Source organism: Acidovorax sp. HMWF018 (assembly GCF_003061035.1).
GTDB lineage: Bacteria > Pseudomonadota > Gammaproteobacteria > Burkholderiales > Burkholderiaceae_C > Acidovorax > Acidovorax delafieldii.
Genome location: NZ_QAIM01000369.1, coordinates 1 through 18,407 on the forward strand (window position 1 = coordinate 1; position 18,407 = coordinate 18,407).

Annotated in this window: 19 protein-coding genes; 6 read left to right on the top strand and 13 right to left on the bottom strand. The window is 64.1% G+C overall.

Annotated features, from left to right (window positions below; translation table 11 throughout):
* The 5 genes from ftsY to DBR23_RS14175 all read left to right on the top strand — a co-directional run.
* Nucleotides 1–1,144: signal recognition particle-docking protein FtsY (ftsY, locus tag DBR23_RS14155; protein WP_369882117.1), on the top strand; the 1,144-nt coding region annotated here is incomplete at its 5' end.
* A 117-nt stretch (nucleotides 1,145–1,261) separates the two neighbouring features.
* Nucleotides 1,262–3,910, top strand: coding sequence for an EAL domain-containing protein (locus DBR23_RS14160; RefSeq protein WP_108498680.1), 2,649 nt, complete (start codon nucleotides 1,262–1,264; stop codon nucleotides 3,908–3,910).
* Between the two features lie 134 nt (nucleotides 3,911–4,044).
* The gene (locus DBR23_RS14165) at nucleotides 4,045–5,127 is read left to right on the top strand and encodes a hypothetical protein (RefSeq protein WP_108498681.1); all 1,083 of its coding nucleotides are present in this window, start codon (nucleotides 4,045–4,047) and stop codon (nucleotides 5,125–5,127) included.
* A 186-nt stretch (nucleotides 5,128–5,313) separates the two neighbouring features.
* Nucleotides 5,314–6,255, top strand: coding sequence for an RNA polymerase sigma factor RpoH (gene rpoH / locus DBR23_RS14170; protein ID WP_056065967.1), 942 nt, complete (start codon nucleotides 5,314–5,316; stop codon nucleotides 6,253–6,255).
* Nucleotides 6,256–6,370: 115 nt separating this feature from the next.
* Nucleotides 6,371–7,411, top strand: a complete 1,041-nt coding sequence (locus DBR23_RS14175; protein WP_108498682.1) for a tripartite tricarboxylate transporter substrate binding protein — start codon at nucleotides 6,371–6,373, stop codon at nucleotides 7,409–7,411.
* Nucleotides 7,412–7,505: 94 nt separating this feature from the next.
* Here the strand turns inward: DBR23_RS14175 and DBR23_RS14180 are convergent, their stop codons facing one another.
* The 5 genes from DBR23_RS14180 to DBR23_RS14200 are packed head-to-tail and all read right to left on the bottom strand — an operon-like array spanning nucleotide 7,506 to nucleotide 11,691.
* Nucleotides 7,506–8,120 (bottom strand): SCO family protein, encoded by a 615-nt coding sequence (locus DBR23_RS14180; RefSeq protein ID WP_165836512.1) that lies wholly within the window; start codon nucleotides 8,118–8,120, stop codon nucleotides 7,506–7,508.
* Nucleotides 8,121–8,128: 8 nt separating this feature from the next.
* Entirely contained in the window at nucleotides 8,129–9,031 is a 903-nt protein-coding gene (gene cyoE, locus DBR23_RS14185) for a heme o synthase (protein ID WP_108498683.1), read from the bottom strand.
* A complete protein-coding gene (locus DBR23_RS14190; protein ID WP_108498684.1) occupies nucleotides 9,028–10,209 on the bottom strand; it encodes a heme A synthase in 1,182 nt (393 codons plus the stop codon). The genes cyoE and DBR23_RS14190 overlap by 4 nt, the downstream gene beginning before the upstream one ends.
* Nucleotides 10,206–10,961 carry a hypothetical protein gene (locus DBR23_RS14195; protein WP_108498685.1) on the bottom strand — a complete coding sequence of 252 codons (756 nt, stop codon included), beginning with the start codon at nucleotides 10,959–10,961 and terminating at the stop codon, nucleotides 10,206–10,208. Before DBR23_RS14195 ends, DBR23_RS14190 begins: the two co-directional genes overlap by 4 nt.
* Nucleotides 10,903–11,691: an SURF1 family protein gene (locus DBR23_RS14200; protein ID WP_108498686.1), complete on the bottom strand. Its 789-nt coding sequence runs from the start codon at nucleotides 11,689–11,691 to the stop codon at nucleotides 10,903–10,905. Before DBR23_RS14200 ends, DBR23_RS14195 begins: the two co-directional genes overlap by 59 nt.
* A gap of 15 nt (nucleotides 11,692–11,706) precedes the next feature.
* On the opposite strand from DBR23_RS14200, the gene DBR23_RS14205 reads away from it, so the two are divergent.
* Nucleotides 11,707–11,928 (top strand): twin transmembrane helix small protein, encoded by a 222-nt coding sequence (locus DBR23_RS14205; RefSeq protein ID WP_056065987.1) that lies wholly within the window; start codon nucleotides 11,707–11,709, stop codon nucleotides 11,926–11,928.
* Nucleotides 11,929–12,052: 124 nt separating this feature from the next.
* Here DBR23_RS14205 and DBR23_RS14210 read toward each other — a convergent pair whose 3' ends face one another.
* The 8 genes from DBR23_RS14210 to DBR23_RS14240 all read right to left on the bottom strand — a co-directional run.
* Nucleotides 12,053–12,934 carry a cytochrome c oxidase subunit 3 gene (locus DBR23_RS14210; RefSeq protein WP_056065990.1) on the bottom strand — a complete coding sequence of 294 codons (882 nt, stop codon included), beginning with the start codon at nucleotides 12,932–12,934 and terminating at the stop codon, nucleotides 12,053–12,055.
* Nucleotides 12,935–12,999: 65 nt separating this feature from the next.
* Entirely contained in the window at nucleotides 13,000–13,227 is a 228-nt protein-coding gene (locus DBR23_RS14215) for a DUF2970 domain-containing protein (RefSeq protein ID WP_056065993.1), read from the bottom strand.
* Nucleotides 13,224–13,859, bottom strand: coding sequence for a cytochrome c oxidase assembly protein (locus DBR23_RS14220; RefSeq protein ID WP_056746811.1), 636 nt, complete (start codon nucleotides 13,857–13,859; stop codon nucleotides 13,224–13,226). Before DBR23_RS14220 ends, DBR23_RS14215 begins: the two co-directional genes overlap by 4 nt.
* 17 nt (nucleotides 13,860–13,876) lie before the next feature.
* Nucleotides 13,877–13,987 (bottom strand): cytochrome oxidase small assembly protein, encoded by a 111-nt coding sequence (locus DBR23_RS30710; RefSeq protein WP_225581085.1) that lies wholly within the window; start codon nucleotides 13,985–13,987, stop codon nucleotides 13,877–13,879.
* 11 nt (nucleotides 13,988–13,998) lie between these two features.
* Nucleotides 13,999–15,630 carry a cytochrome c oxidase subunit I gene (gene ctaD / locus DBR23_RS14225; RefSeq protein ID WP_056066001.1) on the bottom strand — a complete coding sequence of 544 codons (1,632 nt, stop codon included), beginning with the start codon at nucleotides 15,628–15,630 and terminating at the stop codon, nucleotides 13,999–14,001.
* A 30-nt stretch (nucleotides 15,631–15,660) separates the two neighbouring features.
* Entirely contained in the window at nucleotides 15,661–16,830 is a 1,170-nt protein-coding gene (gene coxB, locus DBR23_RS14230; RefSeq protein WP_056746812.1) for a cytochrome c oxidase subunit II, read from the bottom strand.
* A 59-nt stretch (nucleotides 16,831–16,889) separates the two neighbouring features.
* Nucleotides 16,890–17,366: a DUF2244 domain-containing protein gene (locus DBR23_RS14235; RefSeq protein ID WP_056066007.1), complete on the bottom strand. Its 477-nt coding sequence runs from the start codon at nucleotides 17,364–17,366 to the stop codon at nucleotides 16,890–16,892.
* Between the two features lie 152 nt (nucleotides 17,367–17,518).
* Nucleotides 17,519–18,407 (bottom strand): methyltransferase domain-containing protein (locus DBR23_RS14240; RefSeq protein ID WP_233250460.1); only part of this gene is annotated, 889 nt, incomplete at its 5' end.

The window sequence follows — 18,407 nt, forward strand, 5'->3', positions numbered from 1 at the left end:
GACCCCGCCAGCGCCCGTGGCGATGCCTCCGGTGGCACCGGCCGTCACACCACCGCCCCCTGCAGCACCGGCAGCCACGGCGCCCGCCGCTGCTCCAGTGGTTGCAAGCCCTGCATTGCTCCCCGTGGCGCCCCCGATTTCCGTTGCTGCACCTGCGCCGGTTGCACCACCCACGCCCGTCACACCACCGCCTGCGCCAGTGGCAGCATCTGCAACCTCGGCTGCGCCTACTGCCCCGGCGCCTGAACGCAAAGGCTGGCTGGACCGCCTCAAGGCGGGCCTGCGCAAGACTGGCAGCAGCATTGCCACCGTCTTCACCGGCACCCAGATTGACGACGCGCTGTATGAGGAGCTGGAAGAGGCCCTGCTGATGGCCGACACCGGCGTGAAAGCCACCACGCACCTGCTGACGGACCTCAAGCGCCGCGTGAAGGACAGCAAGACCACCGACCCTGCGGCAGTCAAGGGCCTGCTGGCCGACGCGCTGGCCGACCTGCTGTGCCCGCTCGAAAAAGCCCTGGTGATTGGCGAGCACACGCCCACCGTGATCATGGTGGCTGGCGTGAACGGCGCGGGCAAGACCACCTCCATCGGCAAGCTCACCAAGCACCTGGCGGGCGAAGGCGCCGCCGTGCTGCTGGCCGCCGCCGACACCTTCCGCGCCGCTGCCCGCGAGCAGCTGGGCGTGTGGGCCGACCGCAACACGGTCGAGATCGTGAGCCAGGAAGGCGGCGACCCTGCCGCCGTGAGCTTTGATGCCGTAACCGCCGGCAAGGCGCGCGGCAAGGACGTGGTGCTGGTGGACACCGCCGGCCGCCTGCCCACGCAGCTGCACCTGATGGAGGAGCTGAAAAAGATCCGCCGCGTGGTCACCAAGGCTGATGCCACCGCCCCGCACGAGGTGCTGCTGGTGATCGACGGCAACACCGGCCAGAACGCGCTGGCCCAGGTGCGTGCGTTTGACGATGCGCTGCAGCTCACCGGCCTGATCGTCACCAAACTGGACGGCACGGCCAAGGGCGGCGTGCTGGCCGCCATCGCGCAGGAACGCCCCATCCCGGTGTATTTCATCGGTGTGGGCGAAAAGCTCGAAGACCTGGAAACCTTCAACGCCCGCGAATTTGCCCAGGCTTTGCTGAGCTGAGCCTCGCGATCTCCCCTCAACCTTGTGAGCAATGGCCCCATCCGGGGCCATTTACACGTTTACGGATCGCAACGTTTCCTCCATCATGGGCTTTCCCCTCGGAAAGCACGGAGGCCCATGTTCATTGAGCTGGTCAAAGGCGTTGCGCTGCTGCTGGCGCTGTGCTTTCTGCATGGGTTCAACATCCGCTTCTGGCGCCAGCACCCGTGGGTGGGCCAGGTCTTTTCGGGGCTGATCTTCGGCGGCATCTGCGTGGTGGGCATGCTCACCCCGGTGGTGCTGATGCCGGGCGTGATCTTTGACGCGCGCTCGGTAGTGCTGAGCATGGCCGGCCTGTTTGGCGGCCCGCTGGTGGCGGGCATTGCGGCGCTGATGGCGGCCACTGGGCGCCTGTGGCTGGGGGGCGCGGGTGCCGAGGTGGGGCTGATGGTGATCGTGCTGTGCACAGCCATGGGGCTGGTGTACCGCGAGGGCCGCGCCCGGGGGCGGCTGGGGGTGGAGCCCATCCCCCTCGCGCTGTTCGGGCTGCTGCTGCACACGGCGGTGATCGCGCTGTTTCAGCTGCTGCCCGCCGAGGCCGTGCAGCGCATCAACCAGACGCTGGCCCTGCCCTATCTGCTGACCTTCACCCCAGCCACTGTGGTGCTGGGCCTGCTGCTGCACGATGTGGAGCAACGCATGGCCACCGAGCGTGCACTCACTGGCACGGCAGCCCGCCTGCATGCCATCACCCAGGCTATCCCCGATGTGCTGCTGGTGCTGGATGCCCAGGGCCGGTATGTGGAGGTACTGTCCCCCAACGACGCCACCCTGGTCGCCAGCGCCCCCGAGCTGGTAGGTAAACGGCTGCACGATGTGCTGCCCGCCGAGCAGGCAGAACGGTTCATGGCGCTCATCCGGGACACGCTGCAGTCTGGCCAGACCCACAGCGTGGAATACGAGCTGCAGACCCTGTCAGGGCTGCGCCAGTTCGAAGGACGCACCCAGCCCCTGGGCGTGCAGGTGGGTGGCCAGGCGGCTGTGGTGTTCCTCGCCCGCGACATCACGAAGCGCAAGCAGGCTGAAAGTGCGCTGCGCGAGTCCGAGCTGCGTTTTCGCTCGCTGCTGCGCAATATTCCGTCCATCTCGGTGCAAGGCTACCTGCAGGACGGCACCACCAGCTACTGGAACCAGGCGTCCGAGCAGCTGTACGGCTACACGGCCGAAGAAGCCCTGGGCGGCAACCTGCTCGACCTCATCATCCCGCCGCCCATGCGCGACGGCGTGCGAGCACACATGCAGCACATGTTCGCCACCGGCGAGGTGATCCCGGCGGGCGAGCTGCAACTGCAGCGCAAGGACGGCACGCCGGTGCATGTGTTCTCCAGCCATGCCTACATCCAGGTGCCGGGGCACCCGCCCGAGATGTTCTGCATCGACATCGACATCTCGGGCCGCAAGGCCGCCGAGGACGAGGCACGCTACCTGGCGTTCTACGACGCACTCACACAACTACCCAACCGCCGCCTGCTGGTGGACCGGCTGCAGCAGGTGCTGGTCAACGGCGCGCGCTCGGGCCTCACCACGGCCGTGCTGTTTGTGGACCTGGACAACTTCAAGACCCTGAACGACACCCGGGGCCACGAGGTGGGCGACCTGCTGCTCAAGGACGTTGCCCAGCGCCTGCGCAGCTGTGTGCGCGAGCAGGACACCGTGGCCCGCCTCGGAGGTGACGAGTTTGTGGTGGTGCTGCAGAACCTGAGCAGCGACGCCCCCGAGGCCGCCGCGCAGGCGCGCACGCTGGGCGAGCTGATCCTGGCGCAATTGCGCCAGCCCTACGAGCTGGCGGGGCACGAACACCACTTCACCGCCAGCATCGGCGTGACCCTGCTCAATCACCAGCGCGACTCGGTGGACGAGGTGCTCAAGCAGGCCGACATGGCCATGTACCGTGCCAAGGACGCCGGGCGCAACACACTGCGCTTTTTTGACCCCGACATGCAGCAGGCCGTGAACCGCCGCGCCCTGCTGGAAACCGAGCTGCACAACGGCCTGCGGCGCGCGCAGTTCCTGCTGCTGTACCAGCCGCAGGTGGACAGCCAGGGGCGCGTGACCAGCGCAGAGGCCCTGGTGCGCTGGCAGCATCCGGTCCAGGGCATGGTGCCGCCGTCGGAGTTCATTCCGCTGGCGGAAGAATCGGGCCTCATCCTGCCACTGGGGCACTGGGTCATGGAAACCGCCCTGCGCCAGCAGGCCCGCTGGCAACAAGACCCGCAGTTTGCGCAGCTGAGCCTTGCCATCAACGTGAGCGCACGCCAGTTTCTGCAAGACGACTTTGTGGCCCAGGTGCTGGCGCTGGTGCAGCAGACCGGCGCCAACCCCGCGCAGATCAAACTGGAGCTGACCGAAAGCCTGCTGCTGGACAACGTGGACAGCGTGATCGCCACCATGCGCGCCCTCAAGGCCCATGGCCTGGGGTTTTCGCTGGACGACTTTGGCACGGGCTACTCGTCGCTCAGCTACCTCAAGCGCCTGCCACTGGACCAGATCAAGATAGACCAGGGCTTTGTGCGCGACGTGCTGCTGGACGCCAGCGACGCGGCCATCGCCCGCTCCATCATCGCGCTGGCAGGCAGCCTGGGCCTGTCCGTGATCGCCGAGGGGGTGGAGACCACCGCCCACTACCAATTTCTTTTGGCCCATGGCTGCCAGGCTTTCCAGGGCTACCTGTTTGGCCGCCCGCTGACGCTCGAAGACTTTGAAAGCCGGGTGCGGCAAGAGGTGTAGCTGGGGGGCGGAGACTGCCACCACGCCAGCCATCGGGTACCCGGCGAAAGGAAACAAGGAAAAAGGGCAAGGCAACATTCAAGTTCTCTTTCCATGGCGTCGATATCTCTGTGTGGAAGCCCTGGAGGTGTCCCATGAAGATTGAATCGTCCGCCCTGCAGATGCAGGCCCAGCACGTTGCCAGCCGCGTGGACACCCAAAGCAGCCGCTTTGAAGCCTGGGTCGGCGAGCGCCGCCCCACCAGCGCCCCTGGCCTTACCCGAGCGAGCCCGGCCGTACAAATTTCCAGCGCTGCACGCGTGGCCCGCGCCGCCCAGGAGGCCATCGACCCCACCCATGCCGCAGATGCCGCGCCCGGCAGCAGCCCCAGCGACGGCCTGACACCCCAGCTCGCCATGATCCGCGACCTGATTGCCCGCATGACGGGTGTGCAGGTGCGGGTGTACACCGGCCAGACGGATCCCGCACCCTCCCCACCCGCCAGCCGCCCCGCGACAACGCCGACCGCCGATGCAGGCCGTCCCCGTGCCGGGTGGGGCCTGCTGGTGGAGCAACGCGAAGTGGTCGTAGAAACCGAAAGCACCCAGTTTGCCACCCAGGGCACCGTGCGCACCGCCGACGGGCGGGAAATCCGCTTCAGCCTGCAGCTGGATATGCAGCGCAGCTACCGCCAGGAATCATCGTTCAGCCTGCGCCTGGGCGACGCTGTGGCGGTAGACCCGCTGGTCATCAACTTCGACGGCTCGGCCGCGCAGTTGCAGGACCTGCGCTTTGAGTTCGACCTGGACAGCGACGGCCAGACCGACAACGTGCCCCTGCTCTCAGGCAACCGGGGCTACCTGGCCCTGGACCTGAACCACAACAGCCGCATCGACAACGGCCGGGAGCTGTTCGGCCCCGGCACCGGCAACGGCTTTGCCGAACTGGCCGCCTATGACAGCGACGGCAACGGCTGGATTGACGAGGCGGACCCGGTCTTTCAGCAGCTGCAGGTGTGGACTCCATCGGCGGATGGCGCCGAGGGCGCCGAGGGCGCCGGCAGCCTGCGCACCTTGGCCGACGTGGGCGTGGGCGCACTCTCCACCAACGCCGTCGCCACCCCTTTTGCCCTGCGCGCCGCCGACAACGCCAGCCTGGGCACCGTGCGCTCCACCAGCGCCTACCTGCGGGAAAACGGCAGCGTGGGCACAGTGCAGCAGGTGGATCTGACCGTCTGAAGATATTGCAGCGACCGCCCGTTACTATGATTTTTATAGCTTCACAGGCATGAAACACTAGCGCTTGATGGCAATTTGACTCAAAAAAGTCCAACGGTATCAATGAGCAACCCGACGGGAACTCCGGGCTTAGCACTCAATCATAGAGAGTGCTAATATCATGGCTTAGAGGAAAGGATTCCCGGAATGAACATTCAATCTGGAACCGCGACGATGTCTCTGGCGCCCGCCAATCCCTGGGCGCTGGTGCCCCCCTTGGGCAATCTGGACGCCTACATTTCGGCCGTCAACCGCCTGCCCCTGCTCACGCACGAAGAAGAGCAGACTTACGCACGCCAGCTCAAGGACAACAACGATCTGGACGCCGCCGGCCGGCTGGTGATGTCGCACCTGCGCCTCGTGGTTTCGATTGCACGCCAGTACCTGGGCTACGGACTGCCCCATGGCGACCTGATCCAGGAAGGCAATGTGGGCCTGATGAAGGCCGTCAAGCGCTTCGACCCCGACCAGGGCGTGCGCCTGGTGAGCTACGCCATGCACTGGATCAAGGCCGAGATCCACGAATACATCCTGAAGAACTGGCGCATGGTCAAGGTGGCGACCACCAAGGCGCAGCGCAAGCTGTTCTTCAACCTGCGCTCCATGAAGCAGGGCTTCAAGGCCGATGCATCGGCCGCCGATGCCGCCACGCACCGCGACACCCTGTCGGACCATGAGATCGACGCCGTGGCCGCGCAGCTCAATGTGAAGCGCGAAGAAGTCATCGAAATGGAAACCCGCATGGCGGGTGGCGACGTATTGCTGGACCCGGCCCCCGCCGACGATGGCGAGCAGGCGTTTGGCCCCATTGCCTACCTGGCCGATGCATCGCACGAGCCCACGGCCATGATCGAGTCGCGCCAACGCGACGCCCTGGCTACCGACGGCATTGCCAACGCACTGGCCAGCCTGGACGACCGCAGCCGCCGCATCGTGGAAGAGCGCTGGCTCAAGGTCAATGACGACGGCAGCGGCGGCATGACGCTGCACGACCTGGCGGCGGTGTACGGCGTGAGCGCCGAGCGCATTCGCCAGATCGAAGTGGCTGCCATGAAGAAGATGAAAAAGGCCCTGGCCGAATACGCCTGACCGGTCCGGGCAGCGGGGTTAATATCCCCGGCTGCAGAAGTTGCCTCGCGGGGCCCCAGTTCTGGGGCCCCGCGTCGTTTGGGCCCCCGAATATTCTTCAAGGAGATTGCACCCCATGCCCTCACGTCCCGCCTTTCCTGGCCGTGTTTCCCGCCGTGCTTCGCTGTTGATCGCGCTGGCTGCCGCATCCCCCTGGGCCCTGGCGCAAAGCGCCGGCAAGGCTGCTGCCACTGCGCCCGCGCCGCTGGCCTGGCCCACCAAGCCGCTGAAGATCATCGTGGGCTTTCCTGCGGGCTCGTCGCCGGACCTGACGGCACGCACGTTCTCGGAACCCCTGTCCAAGGCCCTGGGCCAGCCTGTGATCGTGGACAACAAGGTGGGCGCAGGCGGCAACATTGGCGCCGACGCAGTGGCCAAGGCCCGTGACGATCACACCATCGGGCTGATGATCAACGGCAACATGACGATTGCCAAGCTGCTGAACCCGGCGGTTCCGTATGACCCGATCAAGGACCTGGCACCGCTGAGCCTGATTGGCACCTCACCGCTGATTCTGACTGCACCCGTCAACCAGCCCGGCGTGGCCGCCAACAGCAGTGCCCGCGACTTCTTCGTGGCAGCACGCAATGGTGGTGACAAGTGGAGCTACGGCACGCCAGGCGTGGGCACGGTGGGCCACATCGGCACCGAGCTGCTCAAGGCGCGCAGCAACATCAACCCCGTGCATGTGCCCTACCCTGGCTATCCGCAGGTGGCCAACGCGATGCTGGGCGGCCAGCTGCAGATGGCGCTGCTGCCCCCGGCATTGGCACAAGCCCAGGTGCGTGCGGGCAAGCTGCGCGCGATCGGCGTGACCTCCTCTGGGCGCAGCCCGCTGGCACCCGAGGTGCCGAGCCTGGCCGAGGCAGGCATCAGCAACTTCAACCTGGAAATCTGGAACGCCTTCGCAGCGCCTTCCACCATGCCCAAGCCCATCCAGGCCAAGCTGGCCGCTCTGATCAGCGAGATCGCCCGCAGCGAAGACGTGCGCAGCAAGCTGTTCCAGCAAGGGTGGCAGACGGTGGGCTCGTCTCCCGAAGGCCTGGCCAACCGCATCAAGGCCGACACCAATCTGCTGGGCGGCGTGATTGCGATGCGGGGCATCAAGGCCGAATAAGGCCCGAGAGCACCAGAGCAAGTGCGGGCCCGCACGGTGCCTCGCATAACGGCGACCTGGCACAGGCCCCGGGTCACTCAGGGGCTGGAGGGGCTCAGCCACCGGCCTCGGCCAACAACACCTTCACATCGGCCGCCAGGGCCTGTGCGCCGCTGCCATAGCGGTTGTAGACCCGCAGGCGCCCTGCGGGGTCGTACACGTAGCTACCTGCAGAGTGGTCCATGGTGTAGCTGGTGGGCGTCTTGCCATCGACTTTCTTGTAATAGATCTTGAAGTCCTTGGCGACGGCGGCCAGCTGCTCGGGTGTGCCATGCAGCGCCAAGAAGCTGGGGTCGAAATTGGCCATGTAGGCCTTGAGCACTTCGGGCGTGTCGCGCTCCGGGTCCACCGTCACAAAAATGCCCTGCAGACGGCCTGCGTCCTTGCCCAGCATCTGCTTGACCTCGGCCAGCTCCTGCATCGACGTGGGACACACGTCGGGGCACTGGGTGTAGCCGAAGAACACCACCACCACCTTGCCGGCAAAGTCCTTGATGTGGCGTGGCTGGCCGTTGTGGTCAGTCAAGGGAATGTCGCGGGCGTACTCAGCGCCGGTGATGTCCACGCCGCGGAATTCGGCCTTTTTCTCGGAACATGCACCCAGGAGGCCTGTAGCGCATATGGATATTGCACTCGCCGCTATCAATTGAAGAGCATTTCGTTTCTGCATGGAGATCATCACAGCACATAGTGGTCCACCAGCAGTGCAGCAAACAGCACGCTCAGGTGGATAAGGGAGAAGCGGAAGGTCTTGCGGGCCAGAGCGTCCGAATAATTGCGCCACAGCGCGAACGCGTAGCCGCAGAAACCCAGACTGAGGAGCACGGCAGCAACCAGATAGATCCAGGAACTCATACCGTAGATGAATGGCATCATGCACCCGGCCAGCAGGATCAGCGTGTACAAGAACACCTGCAACCGCGTGAACTCGTTGCCGTGCGTGACCGGCAGCATGGGCAGGCCAGACTTGCGGTAGTCCTCCACCCGGTACAGGGCCAACGCCCAGAAATGCGGTGGCGTCCACAAAAAGATGATGAGGAAGAGGATAAGCGCCTCGGGCCCTACATCGTTGGTCATGGCCGCCCAACCCAGCACCGGAGGCATGGCCCCCGAGGCGCCGCCAATGACGATGTTCTGGGGCGTCAAGGGCTTGAGGATCACGGTGTAGACCACCGCGTAACCCACAAAGGTGGCAAAGGTGAGCCACATGGTCAGCGGGTTGATCCAGACATACAGCAGCACGGAGCCTGCGGCACAGAGTACGGCCGAGAACAGCAGGGTCTGCGCGTTGGACAGCTCGCCCTTGGCCGTGGGCCGCCAGGCGGTGCGCTTCATCTTGGCGTCAATGCCTTGCTCGACGATGCAGTTGAACGCGGCTGCAGCACCCGCCACCAACCACACGCCCAGGCAGGCCAGCGCCATGTGGCCCAGTTGCGCAGCGTTGGGCAGGCCGGGCACGGCCAGCACCATGCCGATCAGCGCACAAAAGACGATGAGCTGTACCACGCGGGGCTTGGTCAGCGCATAAAACTGCTGGAACCGCGAGGGCGGCGCAGCAACGGCGGAGGGGGCAACACTCATGCAGATACTCTCGATGCGCCCGTGGGCGCGGAAAACTCTCGGGGCGCGGGCGCTGCGCGGCTGGACACCAGGGCCCAGGTCAATACCACCACCAAAGCTGCGGCACCGCCGGTATGCAGCACCGCCGCCACCAGGGGCCAGTCCAGCACCACGTTGGACAAACCCGTCACCAGTTGCAGCAAGGCCAGCCCGCCGATCCACCGCGCCTGCGTGGGCAACACGCCACTGAGGTGAAAGCGCCAAGCCACCAGGCCCAGCGCCAGCAGCACCACATAGGCCATCAGGCGGTGCACGTAGTGAATGGCGGTGAGCGCAGCAAAGCTGATGTGGCTGCCGTCTTGCAACAGGCCCAGCTTGCGCCAGATCTGGAAGCCTTGCGCAAAGTCCATGGCGGGCCACCAGCTGCCCTGGCAGGTAGGAAAGGTGGTGCATGCCAGCACCGCGTAGTTGGTGCTGACCCAGCCCCCCAGCACCACCTGCAGGGCCAGCAGCAGCGTGGTCACCGCCAGCCCCCAGCGCAGCGCGGGGGACAGGGCCACCGGTGAGCGCCCCTGGGCACTGTGGGTATGTCGTACCGCCTGCACACACAATAGGGCCAGCAGCACCAGGCCACCGATCAGGTGCAAGGTAACGATGGCGGGAAAGAGCTTCATGGTCACCGTGAGCGCGCCAAACGCACCCTGCAGGCACACCCACAACAAGGTCACCGTAGGCCACCAGGGACTGAGCGGAGGCGCCTGCCCGCCATCGCGCTGGGCACGCCGCAGCTGCACCCAGGAGGAGACAGTGATGACGATGATCAGCACCCCCACCCCCGTGGCGAGGTAACGGTGGATCATCTCGATCCAGGCCTTGCCGTGGGTCACTGGGCCGGTGGGCATGGCCTGCTGGGCGGCTGATATCTCGGCGCGGGCGCCCACCGGGCTGGCACTGCCATAGCAGCCGGGCCAGTCGGGACAACCGAGGCCCGAGTCGGTCAGGCGCGTGAAAGCGCCAAACAGCACCAGATCAAACGTGAGGAACAACGTGAGCACCGTGAGCGCCTGCAGGCGCCGCATGGGAGAGCTGCGGCGGTTACGCGCCCACACCCAGACCAGCGGCCCCAGGGCGATCACCAGGCCGAGCAGCATCAGCTCGAGCACTGGAGCCAGGTCGTATAGCGGTTGGGTATCGGTCATGGCTTGACCGGCCGCCCCGGCTCGTCCCACGAAGAAGAAGCGCGCAGCAGGCGCTCCAGGTCACGCTTGGCCTTGGCGGCGCCACCGGTGTCCATGGCGGCCGGAAAACGCATCATCCAGTTGCCCATCGGGTCCACGACGTAGAGGTGGTCCGCCAGCTGCTGGCCCGGGGCAGGCTCCAGCCAGGCCTTGAGCGCACTCGGGTCCACCCGCAACACGGTGGCCTGTTGCAGGGCGGGCGTGAGGGCGGCCGGAGGCAAAGCGTTGTCGTTGATCAGCCAGACCCAGTCCACACGGTCCTTTTCCTTGCCCAGGCTCTCGCGCAGCTGGCGCTGCAGGTACAGGTGCTTCTGGCAGGCCGGATCACAGTCGCCCCCGGCCACGCTCACCAGCAACCATTGGCCTTTGAGGGACTCCAGCCGGGCGGGTCCCCCATCGAGCGTGGAAGCCGTGAGCGCAGGCACCGTGCGCTGGGGATTGATCAACTCGCCGTAATTGCGCCGCCCCTCCGGGCGGATCACGTAGTAAGTGAAGTACGAGGCAACCACCGGCGCCGCGCAGATCAGCAACACGCCCAGCATCTTCCAGCGCCCATGGCGCGCACGCTGCACGGTGGCGACCGCATCCCCCGCCTCGGGCAAGGTGTGCACGGTCAGCCCCAGCGGGTGCTCTGCGCGGGCGCCCGCCTGTGAATCAGGCGGCAGGCTGGCTGCGCGGGCGAATGAACCGTCGGACGATTTGGAACCAGACATAAAGGAGTGCTATCAGGCCGCAGAGCCCGAACCATTGAAATGCGTAACCGTAGTGTTTTTCGACGCCTGCGCCGACCACAGACCAGTCGCGTTGCAAGCCATCGCCCGCGTCGCCTGCCGGGCCTGTCTGCAACACCGTAAGGGGGGCGAGCGCCAGACCGGTTTCGGTACGGAACGCTGCCAAGTCGAGATTTTGCCGGATGCGGGAAGACCCCTGTGCGCTATTGCCCCCTTGGAACTCATACAGCCGCGAGGGCGCCAGGGCCACGCGGCCTTGAACGCGCACCTCGGTATCAGCCGGCGTGGTCACGGAAGGCAGCTGGGTGCGGACCTGGAAATTGCGCCCCACCCATCCGCGCTGCACCAGCACCACCCCAGCACCCCCGCCAGAAAGCTGCAGTGGCGTGAGCACAAAAAACCCAGGGCGCCCCTGCATCTGCCGATTGTCCAGATATACCGTGTGCTCAGGCCACCAGCGCCCCTGCAGCACCACAGCACGGTGTACAAGGGCCTGTTGCGCCTCGGGTGTCTGGTTAGTCAGGTCTGTCAGCGCGCGTCCATCAATGGCCGGCAAGGTGGCGCGCGCATCCAGCATCGCCTGCAGCGATTCTTTCTGGGCGGCTCGCGACAATTGCCAGCGCCCTAAAGAGGCGGTGACCAGCATGCCCACCACCGCAGCCAGGGTAATGAGCCAAAAACGCAGGTCCACAGGACGACGAAGGGGGGTCACAGGATAATGCGCTCCATGAAATACCTCGTAGTGCTGGCGTTCCTCGCCATTTTGGCCAGCCTGGCATCGGCCCTGTTCTTCATGATGCGCAATGGGCGCGACGACAAGAGCAAGGGCAACCACATGGCCAAAGCGCTGGCGGTGCGTGTCGGGCTGTCCATCGTGCTGTTTTTGTGCATTCTGGTGGCCTGGCAGCTGGGATATATCCAGCCCACCGGCCTGCCCGCCACCCGTTGACCTGAGGGCTTGGTCCGCAGCCTGGGGGGCTTGGGCCCATCACAGGCCACCACTGGCCAGCACGCAGAGGGTGGAACAAAAAAAGCGCCGCGAGGCGCTTTTTTTGATGGCGTCCGGGTCTGACTTACATCCAGTAGACCAGCACGTACAGACCCAGCCACACCACGTCCACAAAGTGCCAGTACCAGGCCGCACCTTCAAAGCCAAAGTGCTTGTCAGCCGTGAAGTGGCCCTTTTGCAAGCGCAGCGTAATCACCAGCAGCATCAGCATGCCCAGGAACACGTGGAAGCCGTGGAACCCGGTAAGCATGAAGAACGTGGAGCCGAACACACCCGAGCTGAGCTTGAGGTTCAGGTCGGTGTACAGGTGGTAGTACTCATAACCTTGCACCAGCAGGAACACGAAACCCAGCAGCACCGTGGCCCACATGAAGCCGATGGTCTTGCCACGCTGGTTTTCACGCAGGGCGTGGTGGGCAATGGTCAGCGTCACGCCGGAGGTCAGCAGCAGCGCTGTGTTGATCGTGGGCAGCCAGAAGGGGCCCACCGTCTGGAAGGGCTCGATGATGCCGGCCGGCGAAGCGGTGGCGCCAGCGGCGAGGCTGGGCCAGACGGCCTTGAAATCGGGCCAGAGCAGCGCATTGTCCAGGCTGCCCAAAGCAGGCACCGAGTGCGAGCGTGCCCACCACAGGGCTGTGAAGAACGCGCCGAAGAACATCACCTCGGAGAAGATGAACCAGCTCATGCTCCAGCGGTACGACAGATCGATCTTGTGACCATACAGGCCACCTTCGCTCTCACGCACCGCGTCGCCGAACCACTGGTACAGCGTGAACAGCCACCACACCAGCCCCACGGCCAGAGAATATTTACCCCAGTCGTGGCCATTGATCCACTGGCCTGCGCCGAGGATCACAAAGAACAGACCGGCCGCGGCCATCACCGGGTGGCGGGACTCGGCGGGCACATAGTAGTACGGGGTTCCGCCGTGGGTTGATGCACTCATTTCAGCTCCTGATTCTCAAAATCTTTGTTTTCAGTATTTGTTCGCACGAACCAGCCAACACACACTCACACAATCCAGTTCACCAGCCCGATCAGACCAATGACGAGCAAGAAAACCGCGATCAATCCCACCACGATGATGTGAATCGGATTGAGCTTTTCGACATCTTGCTGGTACTCGCTGCCTTTGCGCAAGCCAATCAGCGACCATGCCACTGCACGCACTGTGCGCAGCAACGAGCCCTTGCGTTGCGAGGGCTTGACGTCTGCCGATGGCTCCAGGGGCGCACTCATGACCCGGCTCCTTGCATGCCTGCAGAGCTGGGCGCGGGCAGCACCACCGCCGCCGTCGATTCGGGAGCTGCCGGTGTCTTGCCGCCCACCTCGAAGAAGGTGTACGACAGCGTGATCGTGGTGACGTCTTTGGACAATTTCGGATCAATCACGAACGCCACGGGCCAGGTTTTCTTTTCACCGGGCTCCAGGGTGTACTGATTGAAGCAAAAACATTCCAGCTTGTTGAAGTGCGCAGCGGCCTGCCGGGGCGCGTAACTGGGAATGGCCTGAGCGGCCATGCGACGGTTCTGCACGTTCTGGAACTCGTACATCACCGTCGTCAGTTCACCAGGGTGCACCTGCACGGAACGCTGCGCCGGCTTGAAGTCCCAGGGACCTCGCGAGTTCGCGTCGAACTCCACGGTGATGGTGCGCGACTTGTCCACCTGGGTGTTGGCAGGTACGCGCACATCCTTGCCGGCCACACCGTTGCCAGGCACCTGCCGCTCGGACAGCGACAGGATGTTGATGCCCGTCATCTCGCAGATGTGCTTGTAGATCGGGATCAGCACGTAGCCGAAGGCGAACATGCCGGCCGCAATCACGACCAGCTTGCCGACCATCTTGGCGTTTTCGCGGTGCAGGCTCATGGGTTGGGCCAGTGGCTTCAGCGGGACAGCAACACCACCTTGACCATGAACCCGACAAAGAACACCACCGCCACGGACGCCAGAATCAGCGCCAGCCGCAGGTTGCTCTTTTTTTGCTCGGGGGTCATGGACATGGTGTTCAGCCAATCACGCGGGTTGCAGTGGCGTCCAGTTTGGGAGGATTCTCAAACGTGTGGAAAGGCGCGGGGGAAGGAACTTCCCACTCCAGGCCCTCGGCACCGTCCCATGGCTTGGCGGGGGCCTTGGCGCCGTTGCCACGCATTGCAGGTACAACGACCGCCAGGAAGAAGTACACCTGCATCAGACCGAAGCCAAACGCACCCACCGAGGCAATCGCGTTGAAGTCAGCAAACTGCATGGGGTAGTCGGCATAACGACGGGGCATGCCAGCCAAGCCCAGGAAGTGCATCGGGAAGAAGGTGATGTTGAAGGTGATCAGCGAACCCCAGAAATGGATCTGGCCACGGGTTTCGGAATACATCACACCGGTCCACTTGGGCAGCCAGTAGTACACGCCAGCAAACATGGAGAACAACGAACCTGCCACCAGCACGTAGTGGAAGTGGGCCACCACGTAGTAGGTGTCCTGCAGCTGGATGTCGATGGGCGCCATGGCCAGGATCAGGCCGGTGAAACCGCCCATGGTGAACACGAAGATGAAGCCCACGGCAAACAGCATGGGGGTTTCAAACGTCATGGAGCCGCGCCACATCGTGGCGATCCAGTTGAAGATCTTCACGGCCGTGGGCACCGAGATCAGCATCGTGGCGTACATGAAGAACAGCTGGCCGGTCACGGGCATGCCGGTCGTGAACATGTGGTGGGCCCACACGATGAACGACAGGATCGCGATGGACGAGGTGGCGTACACCATGGAGGCATAGCCAAACAGCTTCTTGCGGCTGAACGCGGGCACGATCTGGCTGATGATGCCGAAGGCCGGCAAGATCATGATGTACACCTCGGGGTGACCGAAGAACCAGAAGATGTGCTGGTACATCACCGGGTCACCGCCACCGGCGGGGTTGAAGAAGCTGGTGCCGAAGTGGCGGTCCGTCAGCGTCATGGTGATGGCACCGGCCAGCACAGGCATCACAGCGATCAGCAGGTAGGCGGTGATGAGCCAGGTCCAGGCGAACATGGGCATCTTCATCAGCGTCATGCCGGGAGCGCGCATGTTCAGGATGGTCACGATGATGTTGATCGAGCCCATGATGGACGAGGCACCCAGGATGTGCATCGCGAAGATGCCGGCATCCATGGAGGGCCCCATCTGCAGCGTCAGCGGTGCGTACAGCGTCCAGCCCGCAGCGGGAGCGCCACCGGGCATGAAGAACGAGCTCACCAGCATCAACGCGGCAGGAATCATCAGCCAGAAGCTGAAGTTGTTCATGCGCGCAAAGGCCATGTCGGAGGCGCCGATCTGCAGCGGGATCATCCAGTTCGCAAAGCCCACGAAGGCCGGCATGATCGCGCCGAACACCATGATGAGGCCGTGCATGGTGGTGAGCTGGTTGAACAGCTCGGGGTTCACCAGTTGCAGGCCGGGCTGGAACAGCTCGGCGCGGATCAGCAGGGCCAGGATGCCGCCGACCATCAGCATGGTGAACGAGAACAGCAGGTACAGCGTACCGATGTCTTTGTGGTTGGTGGCAAACACCCAGCGGCGCCAGCCGGTGGGGCCATGGTGGTCGTGGCCGTCGTGTGCGTGGTCGCCAGCGTGCCCGTGGTTGTCGAGTACTGCGCTCATGGTGAATTCCTCAATACGATGGGGCGATGATTACTTGCCACGCTGGGCCACAACTTCAGCTGGCTGCACCAGCTGGCCGGTCTTGTTGGACCAGTTGTTCTTGGTATAGGTGACCACGGCGGCGATGTCGGTGTCGCTCAGCTGTGCCCATGCAGGCATGGCGCCGTTGTTCTGCCCCTTGAGCAGCACCTGGATCTGCTTTGCATGATCGGCATCCAGCACCACGGCAGCGCCGTCGAGGGGCTTGATGGGGCCAGCTCCCTTGCCGTTGGCCTGGTGGCAGGCGGCGCAGTTGGCCGCATACACCTTCTCGCCGCGCTTGAGAATGTCGTCCAGTGCCCACACCTTCGTGGGGTCGTCCAGCTTGGCTGCGGCCTTCTTCTTTTGTTCGGCCACCCAGGCGGTGTAGTCCTCAGCGGACACCACCTTCACGTGGATGGGCATGTAGGCGTGTTCCTTGCCGCACAGCTCGGCGCACTGGCCGTAGTAGTCGCCGATCTTCTCGGCGCGGAACCAGGTGTCACGCACGAAACCAGGGATCGCGTCCTGCTTGATGCCGAAGGCAGGCACCATGAAGGCGTGGATCACGTCGTTGGCCGTAGTGATGATGCGGATCTTCTTGTTGACCGGCACCACCATGGGGTTGTCCACCTTGAGCAGGTAGTTGGCGGGAGCGTCCTTGACGTTGCCGCTGTCGGACATCACGCGGTGGCTGCTGTCCAGCGTGGAGATAAACGCCAGGCCTTCGCCTTCGCCCGTGATGTAGTCATAACCCCACTTCCACTGGTAGCCCGTGGTCTTGATCGTGAGGTCGGCGTTGGTGGTGTCTTTTTGGGCCACCAGCACCTTGGTGGCGGGCAAGGCCATCAGGATCACGATGATGAAAGGAACAATGGTCCACACCACTTCAACCGTCACCGACTCGTGGAAGTTGGCAGCCTTCGCGCCTTTGGAGCGGCGATGCTTCCAGATCGAGTAGAACATCACGGAGAACACTGCAACAAAGATCACCGTGCAGATGATCAGCATCATCCAGTGCAGAAAGTGCTGCTCTTCTGCGATCTTGGTGACGGGCGGCGCCAGGTTCAGCTGGTTGACTGCAGGGCCGCCAGGCAGGTCCTGAACGGCATGGGCTGCGGAGCCCACCCATGCACCGGCAATCAGCAGCAGAGAAGCCAGCTTGTTGGAAATGCTCTTCATAGTTCTCACTTACTTCTAAGCCTCAATTTAACCAATCCCTTTCGCGCGCCTGCGTGGGGTCAGGCAGCGCGCAAGGCCATGCGGATCTCCGATGCCAAGGCCGGTCGGAGCTCTGGGCGCACATAGCGCCCCACCTCCACCGAACGGCCCTGCGCAGACAGCGTGATCAGCGAATGGTCTCCCGTCTTGGGCTCTACGCGAACCCGGCTCCGGTCAAACTCCGCGCGCTCCAGCCTGCCTGCTGTCTCCAGCTCCACCACAAGGCGCGAGCCCTGCAATGAAATCCTCTCGCCATCCGCCGCATGGCGACCGTACATGGCGAATGCAATCCCTACTGCCACGATTTCGAGCCAAGCGAAGGGCATCACCAGGTGGGCGCCGAGCATCCAGAAGAATGTCGCGATCCCCAGGGACACCACACACAGCGACAGGTACATCCAGCCCAATTGCGTCGGCGTGACCGAACAATTGCGAACCAGACGCCAGTCAATGCGCTGACCCGACACCGTGGCAAAACGAAAAACCAAGCCCGTCACCGTGAGTGCTCACAAGACTGCCGGCTGCAGCACACGTTGCGCCTTGGGCACAACAAGCACAGCCTGCCAAATTGCGCGGGAAGATGCCCGAAATCTCAATAACCAAGAATTGTAGCGTGCCTTGTTCCAAGTCATTGACACGCCGTTACAGGTTAGCTCTCAGTGCCACCCTTGCGCAACATGGCGCGCATGTCCTGCAGCGACACCGCACTGCTGGAACTGACGCGCACCCGGGGTGCAGGCTTGAAGGCATGGCCATAGATGATTTCAAAAGTCAGTGCCAACTGACCCTCCTGGCCCGGATCGGCCAGACGCTCGGACAGCACTTGGTAGAGCTTGTCGCGCCAGCGCCGTCCGCGCAATGAGGGAAAGCGATCAGGATGCAAATTGACACCCAGCTCGCGCAGCTCTTGAACCAGCCGCTCGGGCGTGGCAAAGGTGAGCGTGATGCGCTCCATGTCCATCACCGGCTCTGCAAAACCGGCATGCACCAACATGTCCCCCCAGTCGTGCATGTCGGTAAAGGCATGGCCTGCAGGCGGCCACCCCATGGCGGCGTACACGCCATGCAGTTCGCGCAGCGTGTCCGGTCCGAGACACGAGAACATCAGATAGCCGTCCACCGCCAAAGCACGATGCCAGCGACCGATCAGGTCTTGCGGGTCGGCCGCCATGTGCAGCGCCATGTTGGACCACAACATCTGCACGCTGGCATCGGCCGGCGGCCCCATTTGCAAGGCCCCGGCCCCCCAGCGGGAGGGGTTCCACCAGGGCTTGGCCAATGTCTGCCTCGCCACAGGCTCGCAATGCGCGCTGGTCTCGTACACCTGGCAACGCGCCTGCGGGTAGCGAGCACTCACCAGAGCATGCGCCTGCAGCCCTCCGCGGACGGGGTCCCAATGACACCAAGAGGCGGGTGCCTGACGAATCCACTGCAACCGGTCCTCCATGCGGCGCGCCACTTCTTCGTGCAGCCAGGGGGACGCAGCCGGGGCTGCGGCATGCCAACGGGCGGCGGCAACAGGATCAATGGTGGGGGGA